This is a genomic window from Glycomyces tenuis DSM 44171 (assembly GCF_000427885.1).
Taxonomy (GTDB): Bacteria; Actinomycetota; Actinomycetes; order Mycobacteriales; family Micromonosporaceae; genus Glycomyces; species Glycomyces tenuis.
This window is the reverse complement of record NZ_ATYW01000021.1, coordinates 38143-62840: the sequence shown is the minus strand read 5'-3', so window position 1 is coordinate 62840 and position 24698 is coordinate 38143. Positions and strand designations below refer to the sequence as shown.

Below are 24698 nucleotides of genomic sequence, written 5' to 3'. Positions count from 1 at the left end.
GACAACCACTCAGGAGTACAACGATGTCTGAGTTCAAGCCCGGTCTCGAGGGCGTAGTCGCCTTCGAGACCGAAATCGCCGAGCCCGACAAGGAAGGGGGGTCGCTCCGCTACCGCGGCGTCGACATCCAGGACCTGGTCGGCCAGACCTCCTACGGCGACGTCTGGGGCCTGCTCGTCGATGGCAAGTTCGGCAACGGCCTGCCCGCCGCCGAACCCGTCCCGGTCCCCGTCTCCTCAGGCGACACGCGCGTCGACGCCCAGGCCGCCGTCGCCATGCTCGCGCCCTTCTGGGGTCTCAAGCCCCTGCTCGACATCGACGACGACACCGCCCGCGACGACCTCGCCCGCGTCTCGGTCACCACGCTGTCGTTCATCGCCCAGTCCGCCCGCGGATCCGGCCGCCCCGCCGTCCCGCAGTCGGAGATCGACAAGGCCGAGACCATCACCGAGCGGTTCATGCGCCGCTGGAGGGGCGAGCCCGACCCCGCCCACGTCAAGGCCGTCGACACCTATCTCATGTCCGCCGCCGAGCACGGCATGAACGCCTCCACCTTCACCTCCCGCGTCGTCGCCTCCACCGGCGCCGACGCCGCCGCCGCGATCTCCTCGGGGATCGGCGCGCTCTCCGGCCCGCTCCACGGCGGCGCCCCCTCCCGCGTCCTCCACATGATCGAAGGCGTGGAGAAGAGCGGCGACGCCGACGCCTACGTCAAGAACCTCCTCGACTCCGGCGAGCGCCTCATGGGCTTCGGCCACCGCGTCTACCGCGCCGAGGACCCGCGCTCGCGCGTGCTGCGCGCCGCCGCCAAGGAACTGGGCGCCCCCCGCTACGAGGTCGCCGAGGCCCTGGAGAAGGCCGCCCTGGCCGAGCTCAAGGCCCGCAAGCCCGACCGCGTGCTCGCCACCAACGTCGAGTTCTGGTCCGCGGTGGTCCTCGACTTCGCCGAGGTGCCCGCCGAGCTGTTCACGCCCATGTTCACCTGCGCCCGCGTCGCCGGCTGGAGCGCCCACATCCTCGAGCAGAAGAAGCTCGGCCGGATCGTGCGCCCCTCGGCGACCTACGTCGGCCCCGGCCCCCGCAAGCCCTCCGACGTGGAGGGTTGGGAGTAGGCCGCCAGGCCCGAAACCGCACTTGAGGCCCGCATGCCGCGCCGCCGCGGCATGCGGGCCTCGCACATGCCGGGCTCGGCTACGATGCCTGTGGAACACCATCTGACGACCCGAACGAGACACCCATGTCCTCCCCCGCCCCCCGGCCTTCCGTGCTGCGCCGACGATCACTCCTGTTCGGAGGGATCGCCGGTCTCGCCGTCGCGGCCGCCGCAGGGGAGACCGGCTGGTCGCTGTGGGGTTCGAGCCTGAACGGCGCCCACCCCCTCCCCGAGCACCCCAGGACCGGCCCGGTCCACATGCAGATCGTCGCCCACCCCGACGACTGCCTGTACTTCATCAACCCGCGCATCGCCCGCGTCCTCGCCGCCGGCGCCGGGATCTGCACCGTCGTCCTCACCGCCGGCGAAGCCGACGGGCGCAACACCCGCGACATCGCCAGAGCCCCCGACTACGCCGGCTACGCCGCCGCCCGCAACACCGGCCTGCGCCGCGCCTACGCCCACCTCGCCACCGGCGACTCCGAGTCGGAGTGGGACCGGGAGGCCGCCGACCTCGACTCGGGCCAGCAGGTCGAGATCTGCGTCCTGCGCGACCGGCCCGAAGTCCACCTCATATTCTGCTCGCTGTGGACGAACCTCGGGCGTCTCACCGGCGACTTCACCCGCCTGCTCTCGCTGTGGGAAGGGGGCCTCGGGGACTCCCTGGTGCTGCCGCCGGAAGGCTCCCCGCTCACCGGCGAGTCCACCGTCGACCGCGAGACGATCCAGGCGACCCTCCTCGAACTGCTCGAGCACTACCGGCCCGCCGTCGTCAACACGCTCGACCCCGACCCCGACCCGGTCGTCGGCGAGAAGCTCGGCGCCGAGCAGACCGGCTACTCCGACCACATCGACCACACCGCCGCCGCCCTGTTCGCCTGGGAAGCCGTCCGCGAATGGGGGCAGGCCGCCGTCGTCGAGTCCTGGCGCGGCTACTACAACCGCCGCTGGCCGGGCAACCTCGGCAGCGCCGACCGCGACACCAAGGGCCGGGCCCTCAACGTCTACGCCTGGGCCGACGGCTTCGACTGCGGCGACCCCGCCGGCTGCGGCGACCGGCTCGTCATCGGCCCCAACGTGGGCGACACCTACGGCATCGCCACCCACCCGCGCTACTCCGTCGCCGTCGCGGCCACGACCGCGGAAAGCGCCCTCCGGCCGCTCACCGTGCAGGGCAGCAGGCTGCGCGTCAAACGCGGCCAGTCGTGGGACGACGCGGGCGGGCCCGAACTGCTCCCGTCGATCGGCGTCGCCGGCTCCCGTGTCTTCGCCGTCAGCCCCGAGTACACCCCCGCCCGCGAGGACCACACCCGCGACGTCCACTGCCTCGATCTCGACAGCGGCGAGTGGACGAACCTGGGCAACCCCGCCGGGAGCGGCGACCTCGCGCGCCACATCGGGCCGCCGACGGCCGCCGACGACGGCGCGGCGACCGTCGTCGCCGTCCGCAGCCCCGACCGGGGCGTGCACGTGCGCACCAAGCCGGACGGCGGCGAATGGGGCGACTGGACCCACCTCGACGGCCGCATGGTCCACGACTCCCCGGCCGCCATCGCCACCGCGGACGGCATCGCCATCCTCGCCGCCACCCCCGAGGGCCTGGCGATCTGGGAACGGCACGGCGACGACTGGACCACCCGCGACCTCGACCTGCCGCACGTCGGCGGCGAAGCAGGCTACGTCCCGGCCGGCGCCGTCGCCGCCGCGGCCGCGCCCGACGGGCGCATCGTCATCGCCTCCCGCAGCGCCGGCAGCGCCGACGTCGTCCTGCACTACGGGCTCGGCGCGGAGTGGACGCCGACGCTCCTGCGCCTCGACGGCGGCATCCTCCCGCCCGCCGTCGCGGTCAGCGCAGGCGGCACCGTCGCCGTCGCCGCCGACGACGCCACCGGCGCCCCGGCCGTCGTCACCCTCGCTCTCGGCGAACTCGAACACGGCCTCGCCGAGCCCCTGGACGTCCACTGGAGCCACGGCGACGTCGTCCTCACCCGACGCCCCGCGATCGCCTTCGACGGCGAGGGCGGCCTGCGGCTGTGGGCGACCGCCGTCGACGGCGAGGTCTACACCGCCTCCTCCGCGCCCGGCGTCCCACCTGGTACGACATGGGCCCCCGCGCTGCGGCAGGGCGACTGACCGGCGTTATGGTGGCCGAGGACCGACGAGAACGGAGCCTGAAGTGACCGACGAGATCACCATCCCAGCCGAGCTGCTGCCCGCCGACGGGCGGTTCGGATCCGGGCCCTCCAAGGTGCCCGCCGACGCGATGAGCGCACTGGCCGGGGTCGGCAAGTCCGTCATGGGCACCTCCCACCGCAAGAGCGCGGTCAAGAACCAGGTGGGGCGGCTGCGCCGCGGCCTGACCGAGCTGTTCTCCCTGCCGGAGGGCTACGAGGTGGTCCTCGGCGTCGGCGGCGCCACCGCGTTCTGGGAGGTCGCCGTCTTCGGCCTCGTCGAGGACAAGGCGCAGGCCGCCAGCTTCGGCGAGTTCGGCTCCAAGTTCGCCAAGGCCGTCCAGATCGCCCCGCACCTGTCCGAGCCGACCGTGGTCACCGCCGAGCCCGGTTCGGCCGCGTACCTGAGCGCCGAGGACGGCGTCGACGTGTACGCCACGCCGCACAACGAGACCTCGACCGGCGTGGCCGTCGACGTCGAGCGCGTCGGCGCCGAAGGCGCGCTGATGCTGCACGACGCCACCTCCGCGGCGGCGGGCCTGCCGGTCGACATGGCCGAGACCGACTGCTACTACTTCGCGCCGCAGAAGGGCCTGGCCTCCGACGGCGGGCTGTGGATCGCGCTGATGAGCCCGGCCGCGATCGAACGCGCCGAGCGGATCGCCGCCTCCGGCCGCTACATCCCGGCGTTCCTGGACCTGAAGACCGCGATCGACAACTCGCGCAAGGACCAGACGTACAACACCCCGGCGGTGGCCACGCTCGTGCTCGCCGCCGAGCAGGTCGACGCGCTCAACGCCGCGGGCGGGCTCGCGTCGGCCACCAAGCGCTGCGCCGAGTCGGCCGGGGCACTGTACTCGTGGGCGGCCTCGCGCGAGTTCGCGCAGCCGTTCGTGGCCGACGAGCGGCTGCGGTCCAACGTGGTCGCCACGATCGACTTCGACGGCGTCGACGCCGCCGAGATCGCGAAGGTGCTGCGCGCGAACGGGATCCTCGACACCGAGCCGTATCGCAAGCTGGGCCGCAACCAGCTGCGCGTCGCGACCTACCCGGCCGTGGACCCCTCGGACACTGCGAAGCTGACCGAGGCGATCGACTACGTCGTCGAGCGGCTCGCTTAAGAACATCGCGTCCTCCGCCTCGTCCCCAGGGTTTGTCCTGGCGGCGAGGCGGAAGTCGTTTCAGAGGAGGTTGTCGTAGGACCCGGGCGAGTCGAACGGCGCCGGTCCGGCCTGCGTGTTGGCGAAAGGATCGACGGCCGCGGCCTGGTCGGTGGGGATGCCGTCGGGGAAGTACCGGTCGAGTTTGTCGCCTTCGCCTCCGGGCTCGATGCCACCGATCGGGGGCACGTACTCGATCTCGCTAAGGTCGCTGACCGGGACGCAGCCGGACTGGATCACGAGACCGACGTATCCGGCGACCCGGTACCAGAGGGTGATGCCATCGTCAGTCCGCACGACCAGATTGCGATCAAGACGATCGTCGTAAGTCGACTCCTCATCACGAGTAATCTCGTATCCTTGCGCGGTCCAGTATTCCCGCAGCTCTTCTACGTAGTCTTCGCGGATCTGGTCGGTCTCGGAGACCTCAAGCGAGAAACTGTAGTCGATCTCGATGTTGGTGTAGTCGGGATCGTCGATACCATTGTGACTGCACGGCATCTCTCCCCAGCTGCGCTGTTCGAATCCGGGAAAGTCGGTCAGGGACTCGACCGCCTCAGCGGCGACGGCTTCCATGGGGGCATAGGCCTCGGCCTGGGTGTACTCGGTCTGGGGCGGCTGGTTCAAGGCATCTCCTACGGCAGAGCAGGCGGTCAATGCGAGAATGGCGGCCACAGCGAGCACCACAGACGCCACCCGGTTCGAGATGAAGTTCATGTCGCTCAGCCCCCCGCCCCCGTAACGATCTTGGCCATACTGTCGCGGCCCGCCGTATTCGTGTCGTCCCAGTAGGTGCTGTGGTTGTTGGCGTTCCAGGCCCCGTGATCGCTGTGGAAGGTACTGCCGCCAAAGACCCCTTCAGTCGGGTTCTCACCGAGCAGGAAGTCCGGGGTGAGCGAGATGGGATCGAGGCTGTTGGTGGACGCGTACACGTTCTCACCGTCGACACCGAGCGCATCAGCGGTACTGACAATGACACCGGGGGAAGCGACGAAGATCAGGTTGTCGGCGTCGACGCCCTCGGTGGCGGCGGCCTCGCCAATGACGGTGGTGCCGTACGAGTGCCCGGTGAGCGTCAGGTTCGACGGATCGCCCTCGGCGGTGGCGCGGATGCCCTGGGTGAAGGATTCGAGGTCGTCAGCGGCGCCCTCGGCCCACTCGGTCTGGGTCGCCTCGGGGAAGACAGTGTCCGGCGCGTCGTAGCCCATCCATAGGATCGTTGCGGTCTCCTCTCCGGGCGCCAGGTACTGGGCGTCACGAGCCATGGTCTCGGTGCGGTTCATGAGTCCGCCCGCAGCCCCTTGCAGGTCGGCGGTCGTGCCGGGCACGTAGGCGTTGACGTTTTGGGCCGTGTCCGGGTTGCCGATGGAGACGACGGCCTGGCCGCTGCCCTCGGTGCCGAAGTCCATCAGGTAGTAGGGTTGACCGGTTTTGTCAGTGATAGCTGGCTCGCCATTGTCGTCGGTGATCCTGTCCTGCAACGCCGCGAGCCCGTCGCGGTCCTCGCGCAGCTCCTCCAGCTCGGCCCGCAGCTCGTCGGGGTCGGCGCCGCTCTGCCCGTACATGCCCGCCGCGTTCGGGTCGCCGTTCAGCGTCTCCAACTGGGCCTCGATGGAGGCGATCTGCATGTCGAGCTCGCTGATCCGGTCGTCCAGGACGGTCCGGTTCGCCGTGTCGCGGGCCTCGACGGGAATGCCGTCGGTGGGGCCGACCCATTCCGGATGCTCGGCGATCAGCGCCTCCCGCTCGGCGTCGCTCAGGTTCTCCCACCACCGGTTGACCTGCTCGGGCGACATGTCCGAGTCACCGTTCGCGATCGCCTCCATCTCGGCGGCGACCTCTTCGCTCAGTTCGCTCTTGTAGTCGTCGATCAGCTCGTCATAGGTCGCCCCCAGCTGCGGCGGCAGCTCCGAGGGGTTCTCGCGCATCGCCGCGAGCGCAGCGGCCGCGTCGTCGTCGGCGTCGTGGGCGCGGGACATGACCGCTCGCAGCCAGTCCTGGTACTGCCCGCAGAGCTCGTTCGCGGCGTTGTAGATGTCGTTGAGATTGCCGAGGACCTCGGCCTCGCTGAGCAGGTCGTACCAGGCCGAGGGCTTGCCGACTCCGGCGCGGTCGCAGAGCCACTGCGGCGGGTCCAGGTGCAGCCAGATCGCGCGGTGGAGGTGCCCTGTCGGGTTCACCTCGTATTCGCGGGGCCCGCCTTCGATCTCGAAGTCGTGCTCCTCGATCAGGCCGACCACCTCGTTGAGCTCCTTCTGCTCGGCCTCCAGAGCGTCGGCGGTCTCCAGCAGCGTGGTGGCGAGGCGGATGTCGGCGTAGTCGGCCAGGTCGTCCTCGAACCGCCCCGCGAAGAGGCCGATGTGCTCGCGGATCTGGTCGGCGGTGTCGGACTCGTAGTCGGCGGCGCTCAGGTGCCCGTCGACGACGTCGCCGCGCAGCCGCTCGGACTGCTCGGCCATCTCGGCCACATAGGTCTTCCACCGCTCGCCGATGTCGCGGACAGCCGCGCAGTCGAGGTCTCGGAGGTCTTTCCACGTCAGGTCGCTCATCGCGGTCCCCTACCAGTCCGGGCGGGCCGAGGCGTTCGCGTTGTCCCGGCCCGGGTAGCGGTCGTGGTCGGCGTAGGAGGCGAAGTCGCCCGCGTTGTAGTCGTCGACCTCGACGGCCTCCTCGGCGCAGACCGCGAGGTACTCGCCGGTGTTGCCGCACAGCCCGGCGAAGCCGCCGGCGCGGAGGACCTTCCACCAGTCGGCGGCCTCGGCCAGTGCCGGGCCGAGTGCGGTGCGGGAGTCGGTCAGTCCCTGCGCGAGGGAGCCCGTGGACTCGACGAGGGTGCCGGTGCGGGCTTCGACCTCGGATTCGACGTCGAAGAGGATCTCCACCGACTTGTGGACCTCGCCGGGGTCCATGGTGAAGACGTCGGCGCCGGACATCAGTGCCCGCCGGTGGATCGGAGGGCCGGGGACGCCGCGACGTCGTCACGGGTCCCTTCGAAGAACGCAGGGTCGGGTGCACGCCGGGTCATAGGGGAACCTCCAGGGGGAAACGGTCCGAATCGGCGATTCAGGCGTTTTTCACTATAGAGGAACGTCGCTCGCTGTGCTCGCCTCGTGACTCCGGGGCCCGCGGTGCCTTCGCCGTCAGGTGCCGAGGCGGACGTAGTCGCCGAAGGCGGCCTCGACGTCGCCGAGGCCGATGCCGTACCGCGACAGGTCGTATTCGTGGCCGCGGCGTGTCCCCGGCCGCGCCAGGGCCTTGTCGAGCTTGTCCGCCTCGGCCTCGGTCCAGGGCATGTCCAGCCGTTCGAACAGCCCGGGCAGGAACGTGTGCGGCTCGGCCGTCAGCGAGTGGTAGGGGACGTCGACGAACCGTTCCTCGGAAGACTTCGCGCGCACCTCGCGGGCGGCGGCCACGCCGCGCGAGAGGATCTCCAGCCATTCGGGGCCGATCGTCGAGGGGTCGTAGCGGCGGTGGTGCAGGGCCCGGCCGGTCTCCACCAGGGAGCACCACGAGCCCATGGCGGTCGAGGGGTCCCGGTGCGTCCACACGATCGTCGCGTCGGCGAAGACTCCGAGCAGGACGTCGAGGTTGAACAGGTGGAACGGGCATTTGAGCACCCAGCGCCGCTTCGGCCGGTTCCACTGGAGCACCTGGAGGACGCGCTTGAGGTGCTCGTAGTCGCCGGTGTAGTCGCGTTCGTCGATGAACTTCCGGTAGCCGGGCATGGCCGAGCGCGTGTAGAAGCCGTAGCCGTGGGGCAGGGCGAAGACGCACTCCTCGGGTTGGAGGGCGTTCATCGGGTGGATGAGGTCCCATACCGGGGAGGCCTTGCTCGCCAGACTCGCCATCGTCTGGGCGTCCTTGACGAGTTCGGCTCGCAGCTGCGGGTCGATGTCGCCGCGGTGGGTGTTCATCAGCTCCCACATCAGCGGCGCCCGGTTGCCCTCGGGGGCGAGGAGGACCTTGTGGGCGAGGGTGGTGGCCGTTCGCGGCAGGCCCACGACGACGACGGGCCGCTCGATCGGCTCGTCGGCGATCTCGGGGTCCTCGGCGATGAGCCGCTCGACGCGCAGGTGGTTGGTCATGCGGCGGGTCAGGTCGTCGATGTAGCCCTGCCAGCCGATCGCCGAGAGGGTCTCCTGCCGGGCGACCTCGCCGAGCAGGAGGCGGTAGGAGTCGACGAATTCGGCGGCGATGCCGGCGTCGGCCCCGGACTGCCGCTCCGCTTTGCGGACCATGCGGTCGAAGACCTGGGCGGCTCGGGCCCGCTGGCGGCGCACGTGCGAGGCGCTCAGGGCGTTGGCGACGGGGAGCCAGCGGGCGGTGCGGCGCATGGGGGCCTCCGGGGCGGCGAGGGGTGAACACGAAGAGTTTTGCACATCGGAGGCGCCGCGTCGCCCTCCGCTAGATTGGGCGCGTGGAACGAGCCCCAGACGCAGACCGGTGGCGGCTGCTGCCCGAGCTCATCGAGCACCAGCGCATCCGCACCACTCCGGTGAAGGCGAGCGACTTCACGATGCCGCAGGCCTCCCCGGTGCTCGCGGGGGCTTCGGCGCAGCGGCTCACCTTCGACGACGGCGCCTCGGTGTTCGCCAAGATCGCCGACGGCGGCGGCGACTACCTGGCGGCCGAGGCGAACGGGCTGCGCTGGCTCGCGGAAGCCAGCGAAGCGGTGGTACCGGTGCTGTACGCCGACGAGCGGCTCCTCGTCGAGCCGTGGATCGAGCCGGCCGAGCCGAGTGCCGAGCACGCCGCCGAGCTGGGCCGCGAACTCGCGCGCATGCACGGCGCGGGAGCCGAGCGGTTCGGCGCGCCGTGGCGGGGCTACATCGGCGAGACGTTCATGGACAACGAGCCGGACGGCGCCACTTGGGCCGAGTGGTTCGCCGCCAGGCGCATCGAGCCGTACCTGCGGCCCTCGCGCGACAACGGCGCGCTCGACGCGGCCGACGTCGCCGCCGTCGAGGCGCTCGCGGCGCGGCTGCCGGGTCTGGCCGGGCCGGAGGAGCCGCCCGCGCGCACGCACGGCGACCTGTGGTGGGGCAATGTCCACTGGGGATATGAGCGGGCCTGGATGATCGACCCGGCCGCGCACGGCGGGCACCGCGAGACCGACCTGGCGAACCTGCGGTTGTGGGGCGGGGTGCCGCTGTTGGACGCGATCCTCGCCGGGTACGGCGAGGTGCGCCCGCTCGCCGACGGCTGGGAGGAGCGCATCGGGCTCCACCAGCTGTTCCCGCTGCTGGTCCACACGACGCTGTTCGGCAGGTCGTTCCGCCCCCAGCTCATGAAACTGGTCGCCGGGTACACCTGATCGGCCCGGCGGGACCCGGCCGTGAACGCGCAGCAGCTCGGCACCCGCCACGGCGATGCTCGGGGCCCGCAGCAGCCATGGGCACGGGAAACCGACAAACGACCGGTAATACCAAAGCATCGCCAGAGACCAGACAAAGCACTGCCGACTCCACGCCTGGCCGACGCGTTCTTTGGTTGCCTTCGACATGATCGACCTGTGCCGAAAGCGTCCGAAACGCGCCCCTCCGCCGGTCGCGACCAAAGGACTGAACTCAATTCATGATCTTCGTGATCGATGCGAGCCGCCGCCCTATCCTGTTCGAGGAAGGATCCCAGAGGGATCTTCGAATAGCACGACAGCGTTGCTATTGGAGGTAGTGATGCAATCACCATCCTCGCCGTCAATCCACAAAAGACGGCACAAAAAGCTTTCCCACCGCAATCGCCCATTGCTTCGGGCACTGCTCGAAACAGCAGGAGTCATGGCGCTCGTCCTGGGCGTCATCGCGACTTCGCCCGGAGATCAGACGCAAGAGCGCGAAACCGCCCACAACTTCGAACTGGTCGACGTCCAGCCGACCGACACGGGCGACCACGAAACGATGGCGGAGGAGTCGGACGACGACGCTGGCGAATCGCCGGCGGAGGAGCCCGGTACCGCGGATCCCGATACCGAGGATTCCGGGTTCGCCTACGAGAACTGCGACGCGGCCCGCGCAGCCGGAGCGGCTCCCGTCCTCGAGAGCGATCACGGTTTCGGCCCGCACCTCGACGCCGACAACGACGGCATCGGATGCGAATAGCAAGACCGGTAACGCTTGAGCGCGGGGCGGCGGCGCAAGCCGCCGCCCCGTTCACTGATCACCGACACTCCTCAACAGGGTCGAGGGCGGCTCTCAGCGCGTCTTTCACTCGCCCCAGTTCGCGGCGGTGCGGCGGCGGCGCACCGTCCACAGGACGACCGCTCCGGCCGCGAGCATCGCCGCCGCGGCGGCGATGCCGCCGGCGAGGCCGAGCCCGGTCACCGGGAGCTTGCCGTCGCCGTCCCCGTCACCGCCGCCGGGAGGCGCGTCGAGCTCTTCGACGAACTCGGCGATGCCCCAGTTGGCGTTGGTGTTCCAGGACTGGCCGGTCGGGTCGTACCAGGTGTGGACGGCGGTGCGCGCGCCGTCGGCGGCGTCGTTCACCTGGAGTTCGAGGCCCTGCTCGACGCCGACCTCGGCGAACTCGGGGGCGAGCGCGATCGCCAGTTCCACGCGGTAGCCGCCGTCGGTCAGAGCGGTCGCGCTGGTGAGCTCGCCCGCGTCGGGGCCGTTGGCGCCGACGCTGACCACGTTGTCGAAGTTGACGCGGTACTGGCCGTCCATCTCGCCGTAGCCGCCGGTGCGGGTGTTGCCCGGGCCCAGGAACACCTCGATCGAGTCCTGCTCGTAGGCGTTGGCGCTGGTGTCGTCGAGCACCGCGTCGTCCACTTCGAACATGGCGTAGACCGCGGTCTCGTCCCACAGGAGCGAGACCTCGGCCTTGGCGCCGTCGGGGCTGCCTTCGACGGTGACCTCGGTGGTGACCGTCGATGCCGAGGACCAGACGTCGTCGGTCTCGCCGTCGACGACCGGAGCGGTGTCGGCGCGCGGGACCTGCACGCGGGCGTACTCGGGTTCCTCGGTGTCGGGGACCTCGGGCAGGACGCTCGGGTCGACGATGCCCCAGTAGGCCCACTTGGACTGGAGTCGGTCGTCGAACAGCAGCGGGCTCTCCAGCGGCCTGGGCGTCTCGCGGGACCGCTGCCAGGTGCGGCCGTCGTGGAGGCCCCAGACGGTCACCAGCTCGATCTTGTCGGCGTGCTCGCGGAAGACTTCGAACAGGTCGCGGTAGTAGTGGCCCTGCTCGATGAGCCTGGCCTCGTACTCGGGGAACTCCTCGCCTTCGACGGGGGCGCCGATGACGACGTCGAGCTCGGTGATCACCTGGAGGACGCCGAGCTGGTCGAACTTGACGATCGAGTCCTCGATCTGCTGGATCGAGGTGTTGAGGTTGATGTGGGTCTGGTGGCCGACGCCGTCGACGGGGGCGCCGTCGGCGAGGAGGTCCTCGACCAGGTTGTAGAGGTTGTCCCGCTTGCCGGGGTTCTCGGTGCCGTAGTCGTTGATGAACAGCTTCACGTCGGTGGCGCCGGCCTCGTCGAACTGCTCGCGGGCGATGTCGAAGGCGTCGTTGATGTAGGAGGTGCCGTCGAAGATCTCGTACCAGCGGCTCTGGCGGTAGACCTCGGCGTTGTTGTCGCTGATGACCTCGTTGACCACGTCCCAGGCCCAGATGCGGTCGCCGTAGCGGTCGGCGATGGCGCCCATGTGGGCGGCGAGGCGGTCGCGCATGATCTGGCGGTCCTCTTCGGAGTTCCCGATCGGCTCGCCGGCGTTCGGGTGGCCTTCGGGGTACTGGAACCACCAGTCGGGGGTCTGGCTGTGCCAGACCAGGACGTGGCCCCAGACGCGCATGCCGTTCGCCTCGGCGTATTCGACGAGCTGGTCGGCCTCGGCCCAGGTGAACTCGCCTTCGGTGGGCTGGATCGCCTCGGGCTTCATGTGGTTCTCGGCGCTGATGGAGTTGAAGTGCTTGTTCAGCAGCTGGCCGTAGGAGCCGACGATGTCGCGTGAGTCGATGGCCGCGCCGATGAGGAAGTCGTCGGCGAGGAAGTCCTTGAGGGAGGGGATGTCCTCTTCGATGCCGGGCGGGGCGAGCTCGGTGATGGCGACGTCGTCGATGAGGTAGGAGGCCTCGACGGTCGGGGACTCGACGTAGAGGGTGAGCTTGTCGGCGGGCGCGGCGATGCTGTACTCGCCGCTGAGCTCGGTCCAGTCGGCGCCGGCGGCGGCCTGGAAGACGACGCTGTCGTAGCTGGTCTCGCCGCCGGATTCGCGTTGGACGGTGACGGAGAGCTGCTCGCCGGCGCTGCCGTCGGCGAAGCGCGCGGACAGGGCGATCTCGTACTGCCCGCCGGGGGCGATGTGCTCGGTGATGTCGAGGGAGGGGCCGTTCCAGTCGGCCTCGCGGCCGGTGGTCAGCAGGGCGCCGTCCTCGACGGCGAGGGTGACCGGGCCGCGGGGGGCCCAGTCGCCGACCTGGCCGTCCTCGAAGTCGGCCGAGTAGACGACGGTGGCGTCCTGGGCCGCTGCGGGTGAGGCGAGCGCGAGGGCCGCCGAGGGCAGCACCAGCGCTCCGGCGGCGAACGCGCGCAGGCGTCGTCGCAGGGAAGGGGTTCGATCGTTCATTGTGCTTCAGCTCCGAAGGAGGAGGGATTTCGGGATTCCGAAAGTTTCAGTGAATTCATGAAACTTTCAATCGGGGCCCCGTCATGCTATGAGAGATATCGACGGGTGTCAACTGGAGGACGCGGCGGTCGGGCCGCTCGGCGCTTGGGGGCGCGCCACCTTGCGAACCGCTGACATCTCGCCCGGAAAGTGGGAAACGCGTCTCATTTTACGAACCTGTCACAGAGGCGCATTAGGCTCGAGTCATGCCAGCAACGACCAACGGCCCAGCGCGAACGCCCGCTCTCGGCGGCGCCCGCCAGCCGTCGCCTGGCGCCCTCCGCGACCGCCACGGCCGGACGGCCACCGACCTGCGGGTCTCGCTGACCGACCGGTGCAACCTGCGCTGCACCTACTGCATGCCCGAGGCCGGGCTGCCGTGGCTGCCGAAGCCGACGCTGCTCACCGATGACGAGGTGATCCGCCTCGTCGGCGTCGCCGTGGAGGAGCTGGGCGTGCGCGAAGTGCGCTTCACCGGCGGCGAGCCGCTGCTGCGGCCGGGGCTGCCGGGCATCGTCGCCGCCGTCGCGAAACTCGAACCCAGGCCCGAGATCTCCTTGACCACCAACGCCATCGGCTTGGACCGGCTCGCCGGCGCGCTCGTCGAGGCCGGCCTGGACCGCGTCAACGTCTCGCTCGACACGCTCGAACCCGAGCGGTTCGAGGCGCTCGCCAAACGCGACCGGCTCGCGGCGACGCTCCGCGGCCTGGAGGCCGCCGCGGCCTCGGGGCTGGCCCCGGTCAAGATCAACACCGTGCTCATGCGCGGCGTCAACGACGACGAGGCGCCCGAGCTGCTGCGCTTCGCGGTCGACCACGGCTATCAGCTGCGGTTCATCGAGCAGATGCCGCTCGACGCGGCCGGGGTGTGGCGGCGCGAGGAGATGGTCACCGCCGCGGAGATCCTCGACTCGCTCCGCACTGTCTTCGAGCTCGTGCCGGACCCGGCCCACCGCGGCTCGGCGCCCGCCGAGACGTGGCTGGTCGACGGCGGGCCCGCGAAGGTCGGCGTCATCGGCTCGGTCACGCGCCCGTTCTGCGGCGACTGCGACCGCACCCGCCTGACCGCCGACGGCCAGATCCGCAACTGCCTGTTCGCGCGCGGCGAGACCGACCTGCGGGGCCTCGTCCGCTCGGGCGCGGACGACGCGGCGATCGCCGAGCGGTGGCGGGAGGCCATGTGGGGCAAGCTCCCCGGGCACGGCATCGACGACCCCTCGTTCCTCCAGCCCGCCCGCCCGATGTCGGCGATCGGGGGCTGAGATGGCCGAGAACGTGGTGACGGTCCGCTATTTCGCGGGGGCGAAGGCCGCCTCGGGCACCGCCGAGGAGACGGCGCGGGCGGCCGACCTCGCCGGGCTCAAGACGATCCTGGCCGAACGGCACGGCTACGAGCTCGAACGGGTCTTGAAGGTCTCGACGCTCCTCGTGGACGGCCTGGCGGCCCGGGACGAGGACGCGCCACTGGCCGAGGGCGCCACGGTGGAGGTTCTTCCGCCTTTCGCGGGCGGCTGACCATATAGGATATATCCTATATTGTACAGGATCAATGCCAGATGACCGCTCGGCGGCGACCGCTCCTGTCCGGGAGCCGCCTGGTCGACGCCGATTCCCATTTGCGAGGATGCAGTGGTGCGCCGTCCTGATGAACGAACGAGACCACAGGTGGCGTCCCCGCTGTTCGAGCTGTCAGCGGACATGCGGACCACCGCCGAGAAGCGGCGCCGGTCGAGCAGGCCGCACCTCAGATCCGCGCGCGAGGCCGTCCCGATGCCCGACCCGGCGCCCACCACACCGTCCCGCGACCCGTGGCAGGACTCCGCTCCACTGCTCACAGGCATGGACGAGGTGGGCGCGGGCCTGCTCGACTCCCTGGACGCGATGCAGCGCGTGGCCGCCTCGGCCGGGCCCGGCCCGCTGCTCGTGAACGCCTCGCCCGGCACCGGCAAGACCCATCTGCTCATCCGGCGGGTCGCCTACCTCGTCCAAGAGCTCGGCGTGCCCGCCGCGCAGTGCCTCGTCCTGGCCGCCTCCACCGCCGGCGCCGCCCGCATCCGCCGGGAGCTGGGCGCCCTCCTCGGCGGCGAGGCCGCGGCGATCACCGTCGCCGAGTTCGACGACTTCGCGGGCGAGGCGCCGCCGGAGCTGGGGCACCTGTTCATCGACGACCTGCCGGTCATGCCCATGCGGCTGTACCGGCGGCTGATGGAGCACCGCGGCGCCGAAGCCGACGTCACCGCCACCGGCGACCCCGACTCGGCGCTGCGCGAGGGCGGCCCGGCCGCGTTCGGCGCCTTCGCCGAGCGGTTCTCGCACGCCCACGTCGTGCGCCTGTCGCGCAACCACCGCAGCCCGGCCGCGGTCCTCGTCGCCGCCTCCCAGGTCATCGAGCCGATCAGCCGCGTCCCCGGCAGGCTCACCCAGCCGCAGCGTCCGGCGCTCGAGGGCTCGGGGATCGGCCGGTGCTACGCGGTCGACGATGAGGACGAGAAGCGCTTCGTCGAGCGGCTCACCGACCGCCTGGCCGAGCTCGGGGTCGACGACGACGAGCTGGCCGTGATCGGGCCCGGCGGCATCTCGGTCGCCGAGGCCGCCGACGAGGAGTACCGGGTGGTGTGCCTGACGGGGATGACCGCCGAGGCGTGGCCGAACACGCCCGAGGCCCGCCGGGAGCTGTACGTGGCGCTCAGCCGCACCCGCGATCTGGCCTACGTCAGCCACACCGGCGAGGGCTCCCCGCTGCTGGCCGAAGTGGACCAGGGCCTGTTCAGTCCTTTCGGGATGGTTCCCGTGACGCGTTCGGGCCCTGAGCAGCCGCGACTGCTGTGAAACGGACAGTGGCGACAACGCGGAGTTCCGGCGCGGCCACGCACCGATAGGCCACAATAGGTCGGTAACCGCATCCGACCCGAGGAGGCCCGATGGAGCACACCGAAGAGGACACCGTGCCTCTGCATCGGCCCGATGCTCCAGCGTGGTCGCCGTTCGCGCCGCCAGGTGTGGACCAGGAGTACAGCGCGCCGCCAGGTGCGGACCAGGAGTACAGCGCGCCGCCAGGTGCGAACCAAGGGCACAGCGCGCTGCCGGGTGCGGACCAGGAGTACAACGCACAGCCGGGTGGGGACCAGGACGCACAGCCGGGTGCGGATCACGAGTACGGCGTGGATCGAGCGGACGGACGGCCGGAGGCCGAGCCGCCGGGCGGCGATCGTCGGGCCGCTCCACCGGCTCAAGAACAGCGCCGCGAGGAGTGGCCGCAGAGCGAAGCGTTCGGCGTGCCGGCGGCCCCGGTGAGGCAGCCGACGCCGCCGGATCCGCGGTCACCGGCGGGACCGGTGCGGGCGTTCCCGGACCAGCCGGGCGCGCTCGAGCGCGTCGGCGTCACCGCCGACGACTTCGCCAGCCGCCGCGTCGTCCCGCCGCGCCCGCCCGTCGCCGAGACCGGTCTGCGCGGCGCGCTCCACCGATTCAGCTTCGGCCTGCTCGCCCTGCCGCCCAGCCCGCGCGAGCGGGCGCACCAGCACGCGATCGAGACGGTGCGGCGCAACTTCGGCGGCCTGCGCCAGGTCACCGTCGTCAATCCGAAGGGCGGCGCGGGCAAGACCGTCGCCGTCCTCATGCTCGCCATGACCTTCGGCCGCCACCGAGGCGGCTACGTCCTGGCCTGGGACAACAACGAGACCCAGGGCACCCTCGGGATGCGGGCCCAGCAGGACTTCCACATCCGCACCGTCCGCGATCTGCTGCGCGACCTCGACCACTTCAAGGGCCCCACGGGGCGGGTCGGCGACCTGTCGCAGTACGTCCGCGCCCAAGGCGGGGCGATGTTCGACGTCCTCGCCTCGGACGAGTCGGCCACGGCCGGGGAGATGCTGACCTCGCAGGCCTTCGGGGATCTGCGCGAGGCCGTCTCGCGCTTCTACAAGCTCATCGTCGTCGACACCGGGAACAACGTCCGGGCCCAGAACTGGCAGTCGGCCATCGACGCGACCGACCAGCTGGTGGTGACGATGTCGGCGCGCAACGACTCCGCTGAGACGGCGGCTCGAATGCTCGACCACCTGGAGCAGACCGGCCGCAGGGACCTGGTGCGGAACGCGGTCTCGGTGGTCTCGATGCCCGCCCATCGGAAGGATGTGGATCTGCCTGCGGTGCAACGGCACTTCGCGGCCAGAACGAGGGCGGTGCTACTGGCGCCCTATGAGAAGCTGCTGGATTCGGGGGAGCCGATTCGCTATGACTCGCTGAGTAAGGCGTCGTTGGGGGCTTGGCTTCGTATCGGTTCGGCGGTGGCCGAGGGTCTATGACGGTCGAGGAGCGCGACCAGGCCGGCCGCGGCGTCGTCGAGGCGCCCGTCGTCCTCGTCGGCGTGCCCGACGACGAACGCGCCCTGGATGAACACCAGCAGCGTCCTCGCCAGCCGGGCCGGGTCGATCTGATCGGCCATCTCCCCGGTGTCGCTCGCGCGCGCCAGGATCGCCGCCAGGTCGCGTTCGAGCTCGGACCAGGCCTCCTGCACGCGCCGCATGGTGGCCGGGTCGTCGGCCAGTTCGACGGCCGCGCGCACGACGAAGCCGCCCTCCTTGCTGTGCCTGGCCACCACTTCGAGGATGTCGCCGACGACCCGCGGGGCGTCCAGGCGTTCAGGGGGAGGCCGATCCAGGGCGCGGCGGGCGATCGCCCGCATCTCCGGCTCGGTGTCCTCGCGGTAGCGGGCGAGCGCGGTGATGTAGAGCTGATGCTTCGAACCGAAGGCCGAGTACAGGCCGGCCCGGTTCATGCCCGTGGCCGCCACTAGGTCCGACATGGAGGTCGCAGCGAATCCGCGTTCCAGAAAAGCCCTGGTGGCGGCGCGGAGAACTCTGTCCAAATCGGCATTTTTATTTCTGCTCACGTCTGCACGGTATCGACACCCGGCGCTACGGGTCAATGACCTGTGAGCGGGCGCCCGCCTCTCGGGACGCAGTGAAGGGCTCCACTCACAGCACCACCGCCTTGACACCCCGTAGCACCGACGGACAGAATGAAGCCAAACTCAACAGGCGTCCTGTGGGGGAAGTCCGGTCGGAAGCCGGCGCTGACCCGCAGCGGTAGTCGCGGTTCGATTCCGAACACCAGCCGAGCGAGCAACCTCTTTCTTCAGCTCGGTCCACCCGCGTGAGCCCGAATGCCCACCGGCCGCCATTTTCATTGTCAACGCCTGTCGTGGTCTACAGGCGCTTGCGGCGTCGCCGCCTGCCGAAGACCTCGCCCGCGCTTCAGAAAGGTCAGGCAATGCGCCACCTGTCGACACGGCCGCGCCGATTCACGGCCCGCAAGCTTCGCCATGCCCTGCTCGGCGCAGCGGCCGCCGTGGTCCTGCCCGTCGCCGCCCTCGCTCCGGCCTCCGCGGCCCACGCCCAGGACGCGCCGTACTCCGATCCCTCCGGGGCCGCCGCCTCCTGGCTCGCCGCCCAGGCCAGTGGCGACCACTTCGAATTCAACGGCGCTCCGGACGTCGGAGCGACCCTCGACTCGCTCATCGGGCTCATGGCCGCCCAGGTCGGCGGCGACCAGGTGCAGGCCTCCCTCGAATGGATCAACGAGCCGGACGTGCTGAGCTCCTATGTCTACTCCGGTGAGGGCGAGGAGGACGCCCCGATCGCGCTCGGCGCGGCCGGCAAGGTCATGTACGTCGTCGCCACCGCGGGCGGCGACCCCTCGGACTTCGGCGGCGTCAAGCTCGCCGAGGAGGTCACCGCCGCGCCGACCGAGGGCCTGGACGGCGGCACGCTGTCGTGGGCCGCGCTCGGCCTCTCGCGCACCGAGGAGGGCGTGAGCGAGGAGGTCGCCGCCGCGCTCCTGGCCGCCCAGTGCTCCGACGGCGGCTTCTCCTTCTCCGTGCCCGAAGGCGGCGACTGCGCCAGCGACCCCGACACGACCGGTCTCGCCGTCTCGGCGCTGACCGCCATCGGCGAGGACGGGGCCGAGGCGCGCGGGACCGCGCTCCAGTGGCTCCAAGACCAGCAGGGCGAGGACGGCTCCTTCGACGGCGGCTTCGGCGCGAACGCGAACTCGACGGCGCTGGCCGCGCAGGCGCTGCTGACGTCCGAGGACACCGCCGATGCCGCGGAGCTGTCCGTGACCTATCTCATCGGACTCCAGATCGGCTGCGGCGAGGACGGCGAGGGAGCGATCCGCTTCTCCGACCCCGAGGACCCCGAGTTCGGCGAGTCCTCGCGCCTGCTCGCGACCGCTCAGGCGCTCGTCCCGCTGTCGGCCCAGAACCTCGCCGAGCTCGACGCCTCCGACCAGGCCCGCGACGTCCCGGCCGTCGAATGCGAGTCCGCCGAGGACGCGGGCACCGGCGACGCCGGCGACGCGGCCTCGGACGAGGACGACGGCGCGAACGCGTGGCTGCCGTGGGTGATCGTCGGCGCCGCGCTCGTGCTGCTCGCGATCGTCGCGTTCGTGATCGTCCGCGCCCGCCGCGGCGGGCGGGGCGCCGGGGTCGAGTCCGCCGAGGGCAAGGATCGCGAATGACCCGCGCACCCCTGCGGGACCGGCTCGCTCGCGTCGGTGCGGCGGCGGTGCTCGCCGCCGTCGCCGCACCGGCGTGGGCTTCGACGGCCGGAGCCCAGGACGGCGGCTGCGAGGGAGTGACGGTCGTGGTCGACTCCGGGCGGGGCGAGGCGGCCGTCGGCTGCGCCGCCGACCCGGCCGACGGGATCGAGGCGCTCACGCAGGCCGGGTTCGCGGTCGCGGAGGTGAGCTCCTTCCCCGGCGCGGTGTGCCGGATCGACGACTACCCCGAGGCCGACTGCGGCCCGATGCCCCCGGCCGACGCGTCCTGGTCGTACTGGTACGCCGACGCCGAAGGCGAATGGGTGTACGCCAGCGGCGGGGCCATGACGCGCGACCCGGACGACGGCGACGTCGAGGGCTGGGTGTTCGGCGACGGCTCGGCCCCGCCGAGCCTCACCCCGGGCGAGGCCTCGGGCGCGGCCGACGACGGCGGGGAGGCCGCCGCCGACGACGCGGCGGGCACTGAAGGCGGCGGGTCGCTGACGTGGGTGCTCGCGGCCCTGGCCCTCGCCGTGATCGCCGGGCTCGTCGTCTGGCGGCTGCGGCGCGACCGACGCGCGTGAACACCGTCCCCGGCCGCGCCGCCCGGCGCGGCGCGCACCCCGTGGCCTGGTGGGGCTGGGCGCTGCTCCTCGCCACCGCCGCCAGCCGCACCGCGAACCCGTGGCTGCTGCTGCTCGTCGTCGCCGTCTCCGGGCTCGTCGTCGTGTGGTGCAGGGGCGACGAGCCGTGGTCGGGCGCGTATCGAGTGTTCCTGCTGATCGGCGCGACGGCGATCGCGGTGCGCATGATGTTCTACGTCGTCTTCGGCGGCGCCGAGGGCGCGACCGTCCTGTTCGAGCTCCCGTCGGTGCGGCTGCCGGAGTGGGCCGCCGGGTTCCGCCTCGGCGGCGCGGTCTCCGCCGAGGGCGCTCTGGCGGCGGCCTGGGACGGGCTGCGGCTGGCGACGCTGCTGGTGTGCGTTGGTGCGGCCAACGCGCTCGCGAGCCCCAGGCGGCTGCTGCGCTCGGTCCCGGCCGCGCTGTACGAGGTGAGCGTCGCGGTGGTGGTCGCGCTGTCGGTGGCGCCGCAGCTCGTCTCGGGCGTGGCGCGGATCCGCAGAGCCAGGGCGCTGCGCGGCGACACGGGCCGCAGCCCGGCGAACCTGATGCGCACCGTCGTCGTCCCGGTCCTGCACGACGCGCTGGACCGGTCACTGGCGCTCGCGGCGGCGATGGCCTCGCGCGGCTACGGCCGGGCGGCGGGCGTCCCGGCCGGGGCGCGCCGGGTCACCTCCGCGTTCCTGCTCACCGGGCTGCTCGGCCTGTGCGCCGGGGCGTACGCCCTGCTCGGGACGGCCACCCCGGCGCCCGCGGCGTGGTCGCTCCTGGCGGCGGGCGCGGGCGCGGCGGTCTTCGGGATCGCGTTCGCCTCCAGGCGCGTCCCGCACACCCGCTACCGGACCGACGCCTTCGGCGCCCGCGACTGGGCGATCCTGCTCTCGGGCGGGGCCGCCGTGGCGGGCACCGTGCTCAGCGGCGTCGCCGAGCCGGGAACGCTCTGGCCGCAGGCGACGCTCGCCGTGCCGCCGCTGCCGCTGTACGCCGCCTGCGGCGTCCTCCTCGCCGCCGCCCCGGCGCTGCTGGCACCCACCTCCTCCACGAAGACGGGACCACGATGATCCACTTCGACCGAGTGACCTTCCGCTACGAGGACCGCGCGGTCCTCGACGACGTGGGCTTCGACGTCCCCGAAGGCGAGTTCTGCCTGCTGGTCGGCACCACCGGCGCGGGCAAGTCCACACTGCTGCGGTGCGTCAACGGCCTGGTGCCGCACTTCACCGGCGGGACGATGAGCGGCGCGATCACCGTGGCGGGCAGGAGCGTGCGTGCATCGACCCCGGCGGACCTGGCCGACGTGGTCGGCTATGTCGCCCAGGACCCCTTGGCGGGCTTCGTGACCGACGACGTGGAACTCGAACTGGCCTACACCGCCGAGCAGCTGGGCGTGCCGCGGGACGCGATGCGCAAACGCGTCACCGAGATCGTGGACCTGCTCGGCTTGGCGGACGTGCGGGGCCGGGCCCTGGCCGCCCTGTCGTCGGGCCAGCGGCAGCGCGTGGCGATCGGCGCGGCGCTCGTGGCGGGCCCTTCGGCGCTGGTGCTGGACGAGCCGACGTCGGCGCTCGATCCGGGCGCGGCCGACGAGGTGCTCTCGGCGCTGCACCGCCTCGTCCACGACCTCGGCGTGACCGTCCTGCTCGCCGAGCACCGCTTGGAGCGGGTGGTGCAGTACGCCGACTCGGCGCTGCTGCTGCAAGGCGGCCGCGTGCGGGCGGGGTCGCTCGGCGAGGTGCTGGCGGGCGCCCCGGTGGCCCCGCCGGTGGTCCGGCTCGGCGAGCTCGCCGGCTGGGAGGGGCCGCCGGTGACGATCAGGGCCGCCCGGCGGCAGGCGGCGCCGCTGCGCGAGCGGCTGGCGTCGGCGCCCGCGCCGGTCGAGCCGCCGCCCGCGGGCCCGCCGCTGCTGGAGGCCGCCGGGGTGGCGGTCGACTACCCGGGCGTGCGCGCCGTCGACGGCGTCGACCTCGTGTCGAGGCGCGGCGAGCGGATCGCGCTCATGGGCCGCAACGGTTCGGGGAAGTCGAGCCTGCTGTGGGCCTTGCAGGGCACCGGGAAGCGCTCGGCGGGGACGGTGTCGATCGAGGGCGGCGACCCGGCCGCGCTGAAGCCGGGGCGGCGGCGGACCCTGGCGGGCCTGGTGCCCGCCGAACCGGCCGATCTGCTCTACGCCGAGACGGTGGCGGGCGAATGCGAGGCCGCGGACCGCGACGGGGACGCCCCGGCCGGGGCCTGCGCGAAGATCCTGGCGGACCTGGTCGACGGCGTCGACGCCGAGGCGCATCCGAGGGACCTCTCGGAGGGCCAGCGGCTCGCGCTGGCCCTGGCGGTGACGCTCACGGCCGCGCCGCCGCTGCTGCTCTTGGACGAGCCGACCAGGGGCCTGGACTACCCGGGGAAGGCCGCGCTGGCGGCCAGGCTCCGCAGGCTCGCCGATGCCGGGCACTGCGTCGTCGTCTCGACCCATGACGTGGAGTTCACTGCGGAGTTCGCCGGGCGGGTGGTGATCCTCTCGGACGGGCAGGTGGTGGCCGACGGCCCGGCGCGGTCGATCGTGGCGGCCTCGCCGATGTTCGCGCCGCAGGTGGAGAAGATCCTGCCGGGCCGGCTGACGGTGGCCGAGGTGGCGGCGGCTCTGGACGCGTCCGATGGCGGACCTGCGTAGCCCGCGCCCGGCCGTCCGTCGGCGGGGCGCGGCGGCGGTGGCGCTCGCGGCGGCGTTCGGGCTGGTGGCGACGGCCTGGCCGCTGCTGGCCGCCCCCGGCGGGGCCTTGACCGAGTCCACTTCGGGCCCATGGCTGTTCGCGCTGCTGCTGCCGGTGGTGACGGCCGTGGTGCTGGTGCAGCTGTCGGAGGGCGGCATGGACGCGCGGGCGGTGGCGATGCTCGGGGTCCTGTCGGCGGTGGTGGCTGCGGTGCGCCCGTTCGGAGCCGGAGCGGCCGGGGTGGAGACGGTGTTCTTCCTGATCATCCTGGCGGGCAGGGTGTTCGGGCCTGGCTTCGGTTTCGTCCTGGGCAACACGGGCCTGTTCGCCTCGGCGCTGCTGACCGGCGGCGTGGGGCCGTGGATGCCGTACCAGATGTTCGCGGCGGCCTTCGTCGGATTGGGGGCGGGGCTGCTGCCGGGGCCGGGCGCGGCGGCGCCGCGGACGCGGCGCGGGCGGTTCGCGGAGCTGGCGATGCTGGCGTCCTATGCCGTGGTCGCGTCGCTCGCGTTCGGGCTGCTGCTGAACATGTCGTTCTGGCCGTTCGCGATCACGCAGGGGAGCCTCGCGTACGTCCCGGGCGGCGGGCTCGGCGAGAACCTCTCGCGGCTCCTGGCCTATTCGCTGGCGACCTCGCTGGGCTGGGACCTGGGGCGGGCGGTGACGACGGCGCTGCTGATCGCCTTGACCGGGCCGATCCTGCTGCGGCTCATGCGAAGGACGGCCCGCCGGGCGCAGTGGAACTGACACCGCCCGAAGACGAATGGCGACTTCTTTCGAACGAAGCACGCAATGTACTGGAGGCTTACATGAGCTTGACATACCAGGAGTACCTCGAGAGCCCGGCCGGTCAGCTCGAGCTGCGCGGCGAGAGGCGCGGCGAGATCAGGTCTCTTTTGAAGCTGCTCGACCTTCGCGGCATCGAGGTGCCCGCCGAGACTCGGGCGCGGATCGAGGGCTGCACCGACTCGGACACGGTCGACCGCTGGTTCGCGCGCGCGGCGAACGCCTCCGGCATCGACGAGGTCTTCGACTGACAGAGCAGACGACGGGGTGCGGGCGGTCTGCCCGCACCCCGTCGGCATGTCCGGCAACGAACTGGTACCGCTTCCACCCGGACGCCGAGGCATCGATCGCAACCGATATGATCCGCGTAGCCAACGATTCGATAGGAGTCGATATATGCGACGTGTGGTGATGGCGGCCGCCGCTGCGGCCCTGCTCGGTGTCGCCGCCGGCTGCGGCGAGGCGGAAGACCCCGAGTCCCCCGACGAGCCCACGGCGGCAGAGCAAGAGGAGGCGGGAGAGGACACCGTCACCTCGTCGGTCGAGGAGCAGTGGGAGTCCTCCGGCGAACTCGACAACATGCCGGCCGCGGCCTCCGCCGAACTCGAGCCGCCCGTCAGCACCCAGGCCGTCGTGGACGCCTTCACCAGCGCCGAGCTGAGCGACGGCCAGTTCACCGACCTCGGCGCCGACACCGAGTCCTGCGACCTCACCGACTGCGTGCAGGCGTTCACCATCGGCGCGGAGGGCCAGCAGGTCGCCGTGATGCTGTACATGAGCGACGAGATGGCCGCTGCCGCCGCCGAGTCGTTCGAGGACGCCCACGCCGAGCAGTCCGTGGTCCTCGACTACGCCGCCAACGAGACGCCGGAGGACGCGCGGGCGGACTACGAGGCCGCCCTCACCGAAGCGCTCGCCGAGTAGGCGGGGCGCCGCGGCGGGCCGGCCCGTCCTCGG

Annotated in this window: 22 protein-coding genes and 1 riboswitch; of the genes, 16 read left to right on the top strand and 6 right to left on the bottom strand. The window is 71.7% G+C overall.

Annotated features, from left to right (window positions below; translation table 11 throughout):
• Nucleotides 1-23 precede the first annotated feature (23 nt).
• The 3 genes from YWW_RS0120105 to serC all read left to right on the top strand — a co-directional run bounded on the left by YWW_RS0120105 (nt 24) and on the right by serC (nt 4445).
• Complete coding sequence (locus tag YWW_RS0120105) at nt 24-1112, top strand: citrate synthase 2 (protein ID WP_026931511.1); 1089 nt, start codon at nt 24-26, stop codon at nt 1110-1112.
• Between the two features lie 125 nt (nt 1113-1237).
• Nucleotides 1238-3286 (top strand): PIG-L family deacetylase, encoded by a 2049-nt coding sequence (locus YWW_RS0120100; protein ID WP_081687610.1) that lies wholly within the window; start codon nt 1238-1240, stop codon nt 3284-3286.
• Nucleotides 3287-3329: 43 nt separating this feature from the next.
• A complete protein-coding gene (gene serC, locus YWW_RS0120095) occupies nt 3330-4445 on the top strand; it encodes a phosphoserine transaminase (protein ID WP_026931509.1) in 1116 nt (371 codons plus the stop codon).
• A gap of 60 nt (nt 4446-4505) precedes the next feature.
• Here the strand turns inward: serC and YWW_RS0120090 are convergent, their stop codons facing one another.
• The 4 genes from YWW_RS0120090 to YWW_RS0120075 form a co-directional block, all read right to left on the bottom strand.
• Complete coding sequence (locus tag YWW_RS0120090; protein ID WP_155830292.1) at nt 4506-5201, bottom strand: hypothetical protein; 696 nt, start codon at nt 5199-5201, stop codon at nt 4506-4508.
• A 5-nt stretch (nt 5202-5206) separates the two neighbouring features.
• Complete coding sequence (locus YWW_RS34360; protein ID WP_051326091.1) at nt 5207-7033, bottom strand: alpha/beta hydrolase; 1827 nt, start codon at nt 7031-7033, stop codon at nt 5207-5209.
• A 9-nt stretch (nt 7034-7042) separates the two neighbouring features.
• The gene (locus YWW_RS0120080) at nt 7043-7417 is read right to left on the bottom strand and encodes a hypothetical protein (protein ID WP_026931507.1); all 375 of its coding nucleotides are present in this window, start codon (nt 7415-7417) and stop codon (nt 7043-7045) included.
• A gap of 207 nt (nt 7418-7624) precedes the next feature.
• Nucleotides 7625-8818, bottom strand: a complete 1194-nt coding sequence (locus tag YWW_RS0120075) for a sulfotransferase family protein (RefSeq protein ID WP_026931506.1) — start codon at nt 8816-8818, stop codon at nt 7625-7627.
• 83 nt (nt 8819-8901) lie between these two features.
• On the opposite strand from YWW_RS0120075, the gene YWW_RS31820 reads away from it, so the two are divergent.
• A complete protein-coding gene (locus tag YWW_RS31820) occupies nt 8902-9798 on the top strand; it encodes a fructosamine kinase family protein (protein WP_051326090.1) in 897 nt (298 codons plus the stop codon).
• Between the two features lie 463 nt (nt 9799-10261).
• Nucleotides 10262-10582: an excalibur calcium-binding domain-containing protein gene (locus YWW_RS0120065; RefSeq protein ID WP_051326089.1), complete on the top strand. Its 321-nt coding sequence runs from the start codon at nt 10262-10264 to the stop codon at nt 10580-10582.
• A 105-nt stretch (nt 10583-10687) separates the two neighbouring features.
• Here YWW_RS0120065 and YWW_RS31815 read toward each other — a convergent pair whose 3' ends face one another.
• The gene (locus YWW_RS31815; RefSeq protein ID WP_051326088.1) at nt 10688-13051 is read right to left on the bottom strand and encodes an endo-1,4-beta-xylanase; all 2364 of its coding nucleotides are present in this window, start codon (nt 13049-13051) and stop codon (nt 10688-10690) included.
• A 245-nt stretch (nt 13052-13296) separates the two neighbouring features.
• Between YWW_RS31815 and moaA the strand changes: the two genes are divergently transcribed.
• The 4 genes from moaA (at nt 13297) to YWW_RS31805 (ending at nt 17397) form a co-directional block, all read left to right on the top strand.
• Nucleotides 13297-14352, top strand: coding sequence for a GTP 3',8-cyclase MoaA (moaA, locus tag YWW_RS31810; protein WP_051326087.1), 1056 nt, complete (start codon nt 13297-13299; stop codon nt 14350-14352).
• A 1-nt stretch (nt 14353) separates the two neighbouring features.
• Nucleotides 14354-14605, top strand: a complete 252-nt coding sequence (locus tag YWW_RS0120050; protein ID WP_026931504.1) for a MoaD/ThiS family protein — start codon at nt 14354-14356, stop codon at nt 14603-14605.
• A 150-nt stretch (nt 14606-14755) separates the two neighbouring features.
• Nucleotides 14756-15919 carry a UvrD-helicase domain-containing protein gene (locus tag YWW_RS0120045; RefSeq protein ID WP_026931503.1) on the top strand — a complete coding sequence of 388 codons (1164 nt, stop codon included), beginning with the start codon at nt 14756-14758 and terminating at the stop codon, nt 15917-15919.
• Between the two features lie 92 nt (nt 15920-16011).
• Nucleotides 16012-17397, top strand: a complete 1386-nt coding sequence (locus tag YWW_RS31805; RefSeq protein ID WP_211228630.1) for a MinD/ParA family ATP-binding protein — start codon at nt 16012-16014, stop codon at nt 17395-17397.
• On the opposite strand, the gene YWW_RS31800 is transcribed toward YWW_RS31805, so the two are convergent.
• Nucleotides 17325-17984 carry a TetR/AcrR family transcriptional regulator gene (locus YWW_RS31800; protein WP_281171015.1) on the bottom strand — a complete coding sequence of 220 codons (660 nt, stop codon included), beginning with the start codon at nt 17982-17984 and terminating at the stop codon, nt 17325-17327. The two genes, YWW_RS31805 and YWW_RS31800, sit on opposite strands and share 73 nt — an antisense overlap.
• Before the next feature lie 108 nt (nt 17985-18092).
• A riboswitch (cobalamin riboswitch) is annotated at nt 18093-18283 on the top strand.
• An 81-nt stretch (nt 18284-18364) separates the two neighbouring features.
• On the opposite strand from YWW_RS31800, the gene YWW_RS0120030 reads away from it, so the two are divergent.
• From YWW_RS0120030 to YWW_RS0120000, 7 genes are all read left to right on the top strand, one after another.
• Nucleotides 18365-19612, top strand: a complete 1248-nt coding sequence (locus YWW_RS0120030; protein ID WP_026931502.1) for a prenyltransferase/squalene oxidase repeat-containing protein — start codon at nt 18365-18367, stop codon at nt 19610-19612.
• A complete protein-coding gene (locus YWW_RS31795; protein WP_051326084.1) occupies nt 19609-20217 on the top strand; it encodes a hypothetical protein in 609 nt (202 codons plus the stop codon). The genes YWW_RS0120030 and YWW_RS31795 overlap by 4 nt, the downstream gene beginning before the upstream one ends.
• Nucleotides 20214-21314, top strand: a complete 1101-nt coding sequence (locus YWW_RS0120020) for a CbiQ family ECF transporter T component (RefSeq protein ID WP_155830291.1) — start codon at nt 20214-20216, stop codon at nt 21312-21314. Before YWW_RS31795 ends, YWW_RS0120020 begins: the two co-directional genes overlap by 4 nt.
• Nucleotides 21311-22915 (top strand): ABC transporter ATP-binding protein, encoded by a 1605-nt coding sequence (locus YWW_RS0120015; protein WP_026931500.1) that lies wholly within the window; start codon nt 21311-21313, stop codon nt 22913-22915. The genes YWW_RS0120020 and YWW_RS0120015 overlap by 4 nt, the downstream gene beginning before the upstream one ends.
• Entirely contained in the window at nt 22899-23702 is an 804-nt protein-coding gene (locus YWW_RS0120010; RefSeq protein WP_026931499.1) for an ECF transporter S component family protein, read from the top strand. Before YWW_RS0120015 ends, YWW_RS0120010 begins: the two co-directional genes overlap by 17 nt.
• Nucleotides 23703-23764: 62 nt before the next feature.
• On the top strand, nt 23765-23992 hold the full coding sequence (locus tag YWW_RS31790) for a hypothetical protein (RefSeq protein WP_035697650.1): 228 nt from the start codon (nt 23765-23767) through the stop codon (nt 23990-23992).
• A gap of 145 nt (nt 23993-24137) precedes the next feature.
• The gene (locus tag YWW_RS0120000; RefSeq protein ID WP_155830290.1) at nt 24138-24665 is read left to right on the top strand and encodes a hypothetical protein; all 528 of its coding nucleotides are present in this window, start codon (nt 24138-24140) and stop codon (nt 24663-24665) included.
• Nucleotides 24666-24698 lie beyond the last annotated feature (33 nt).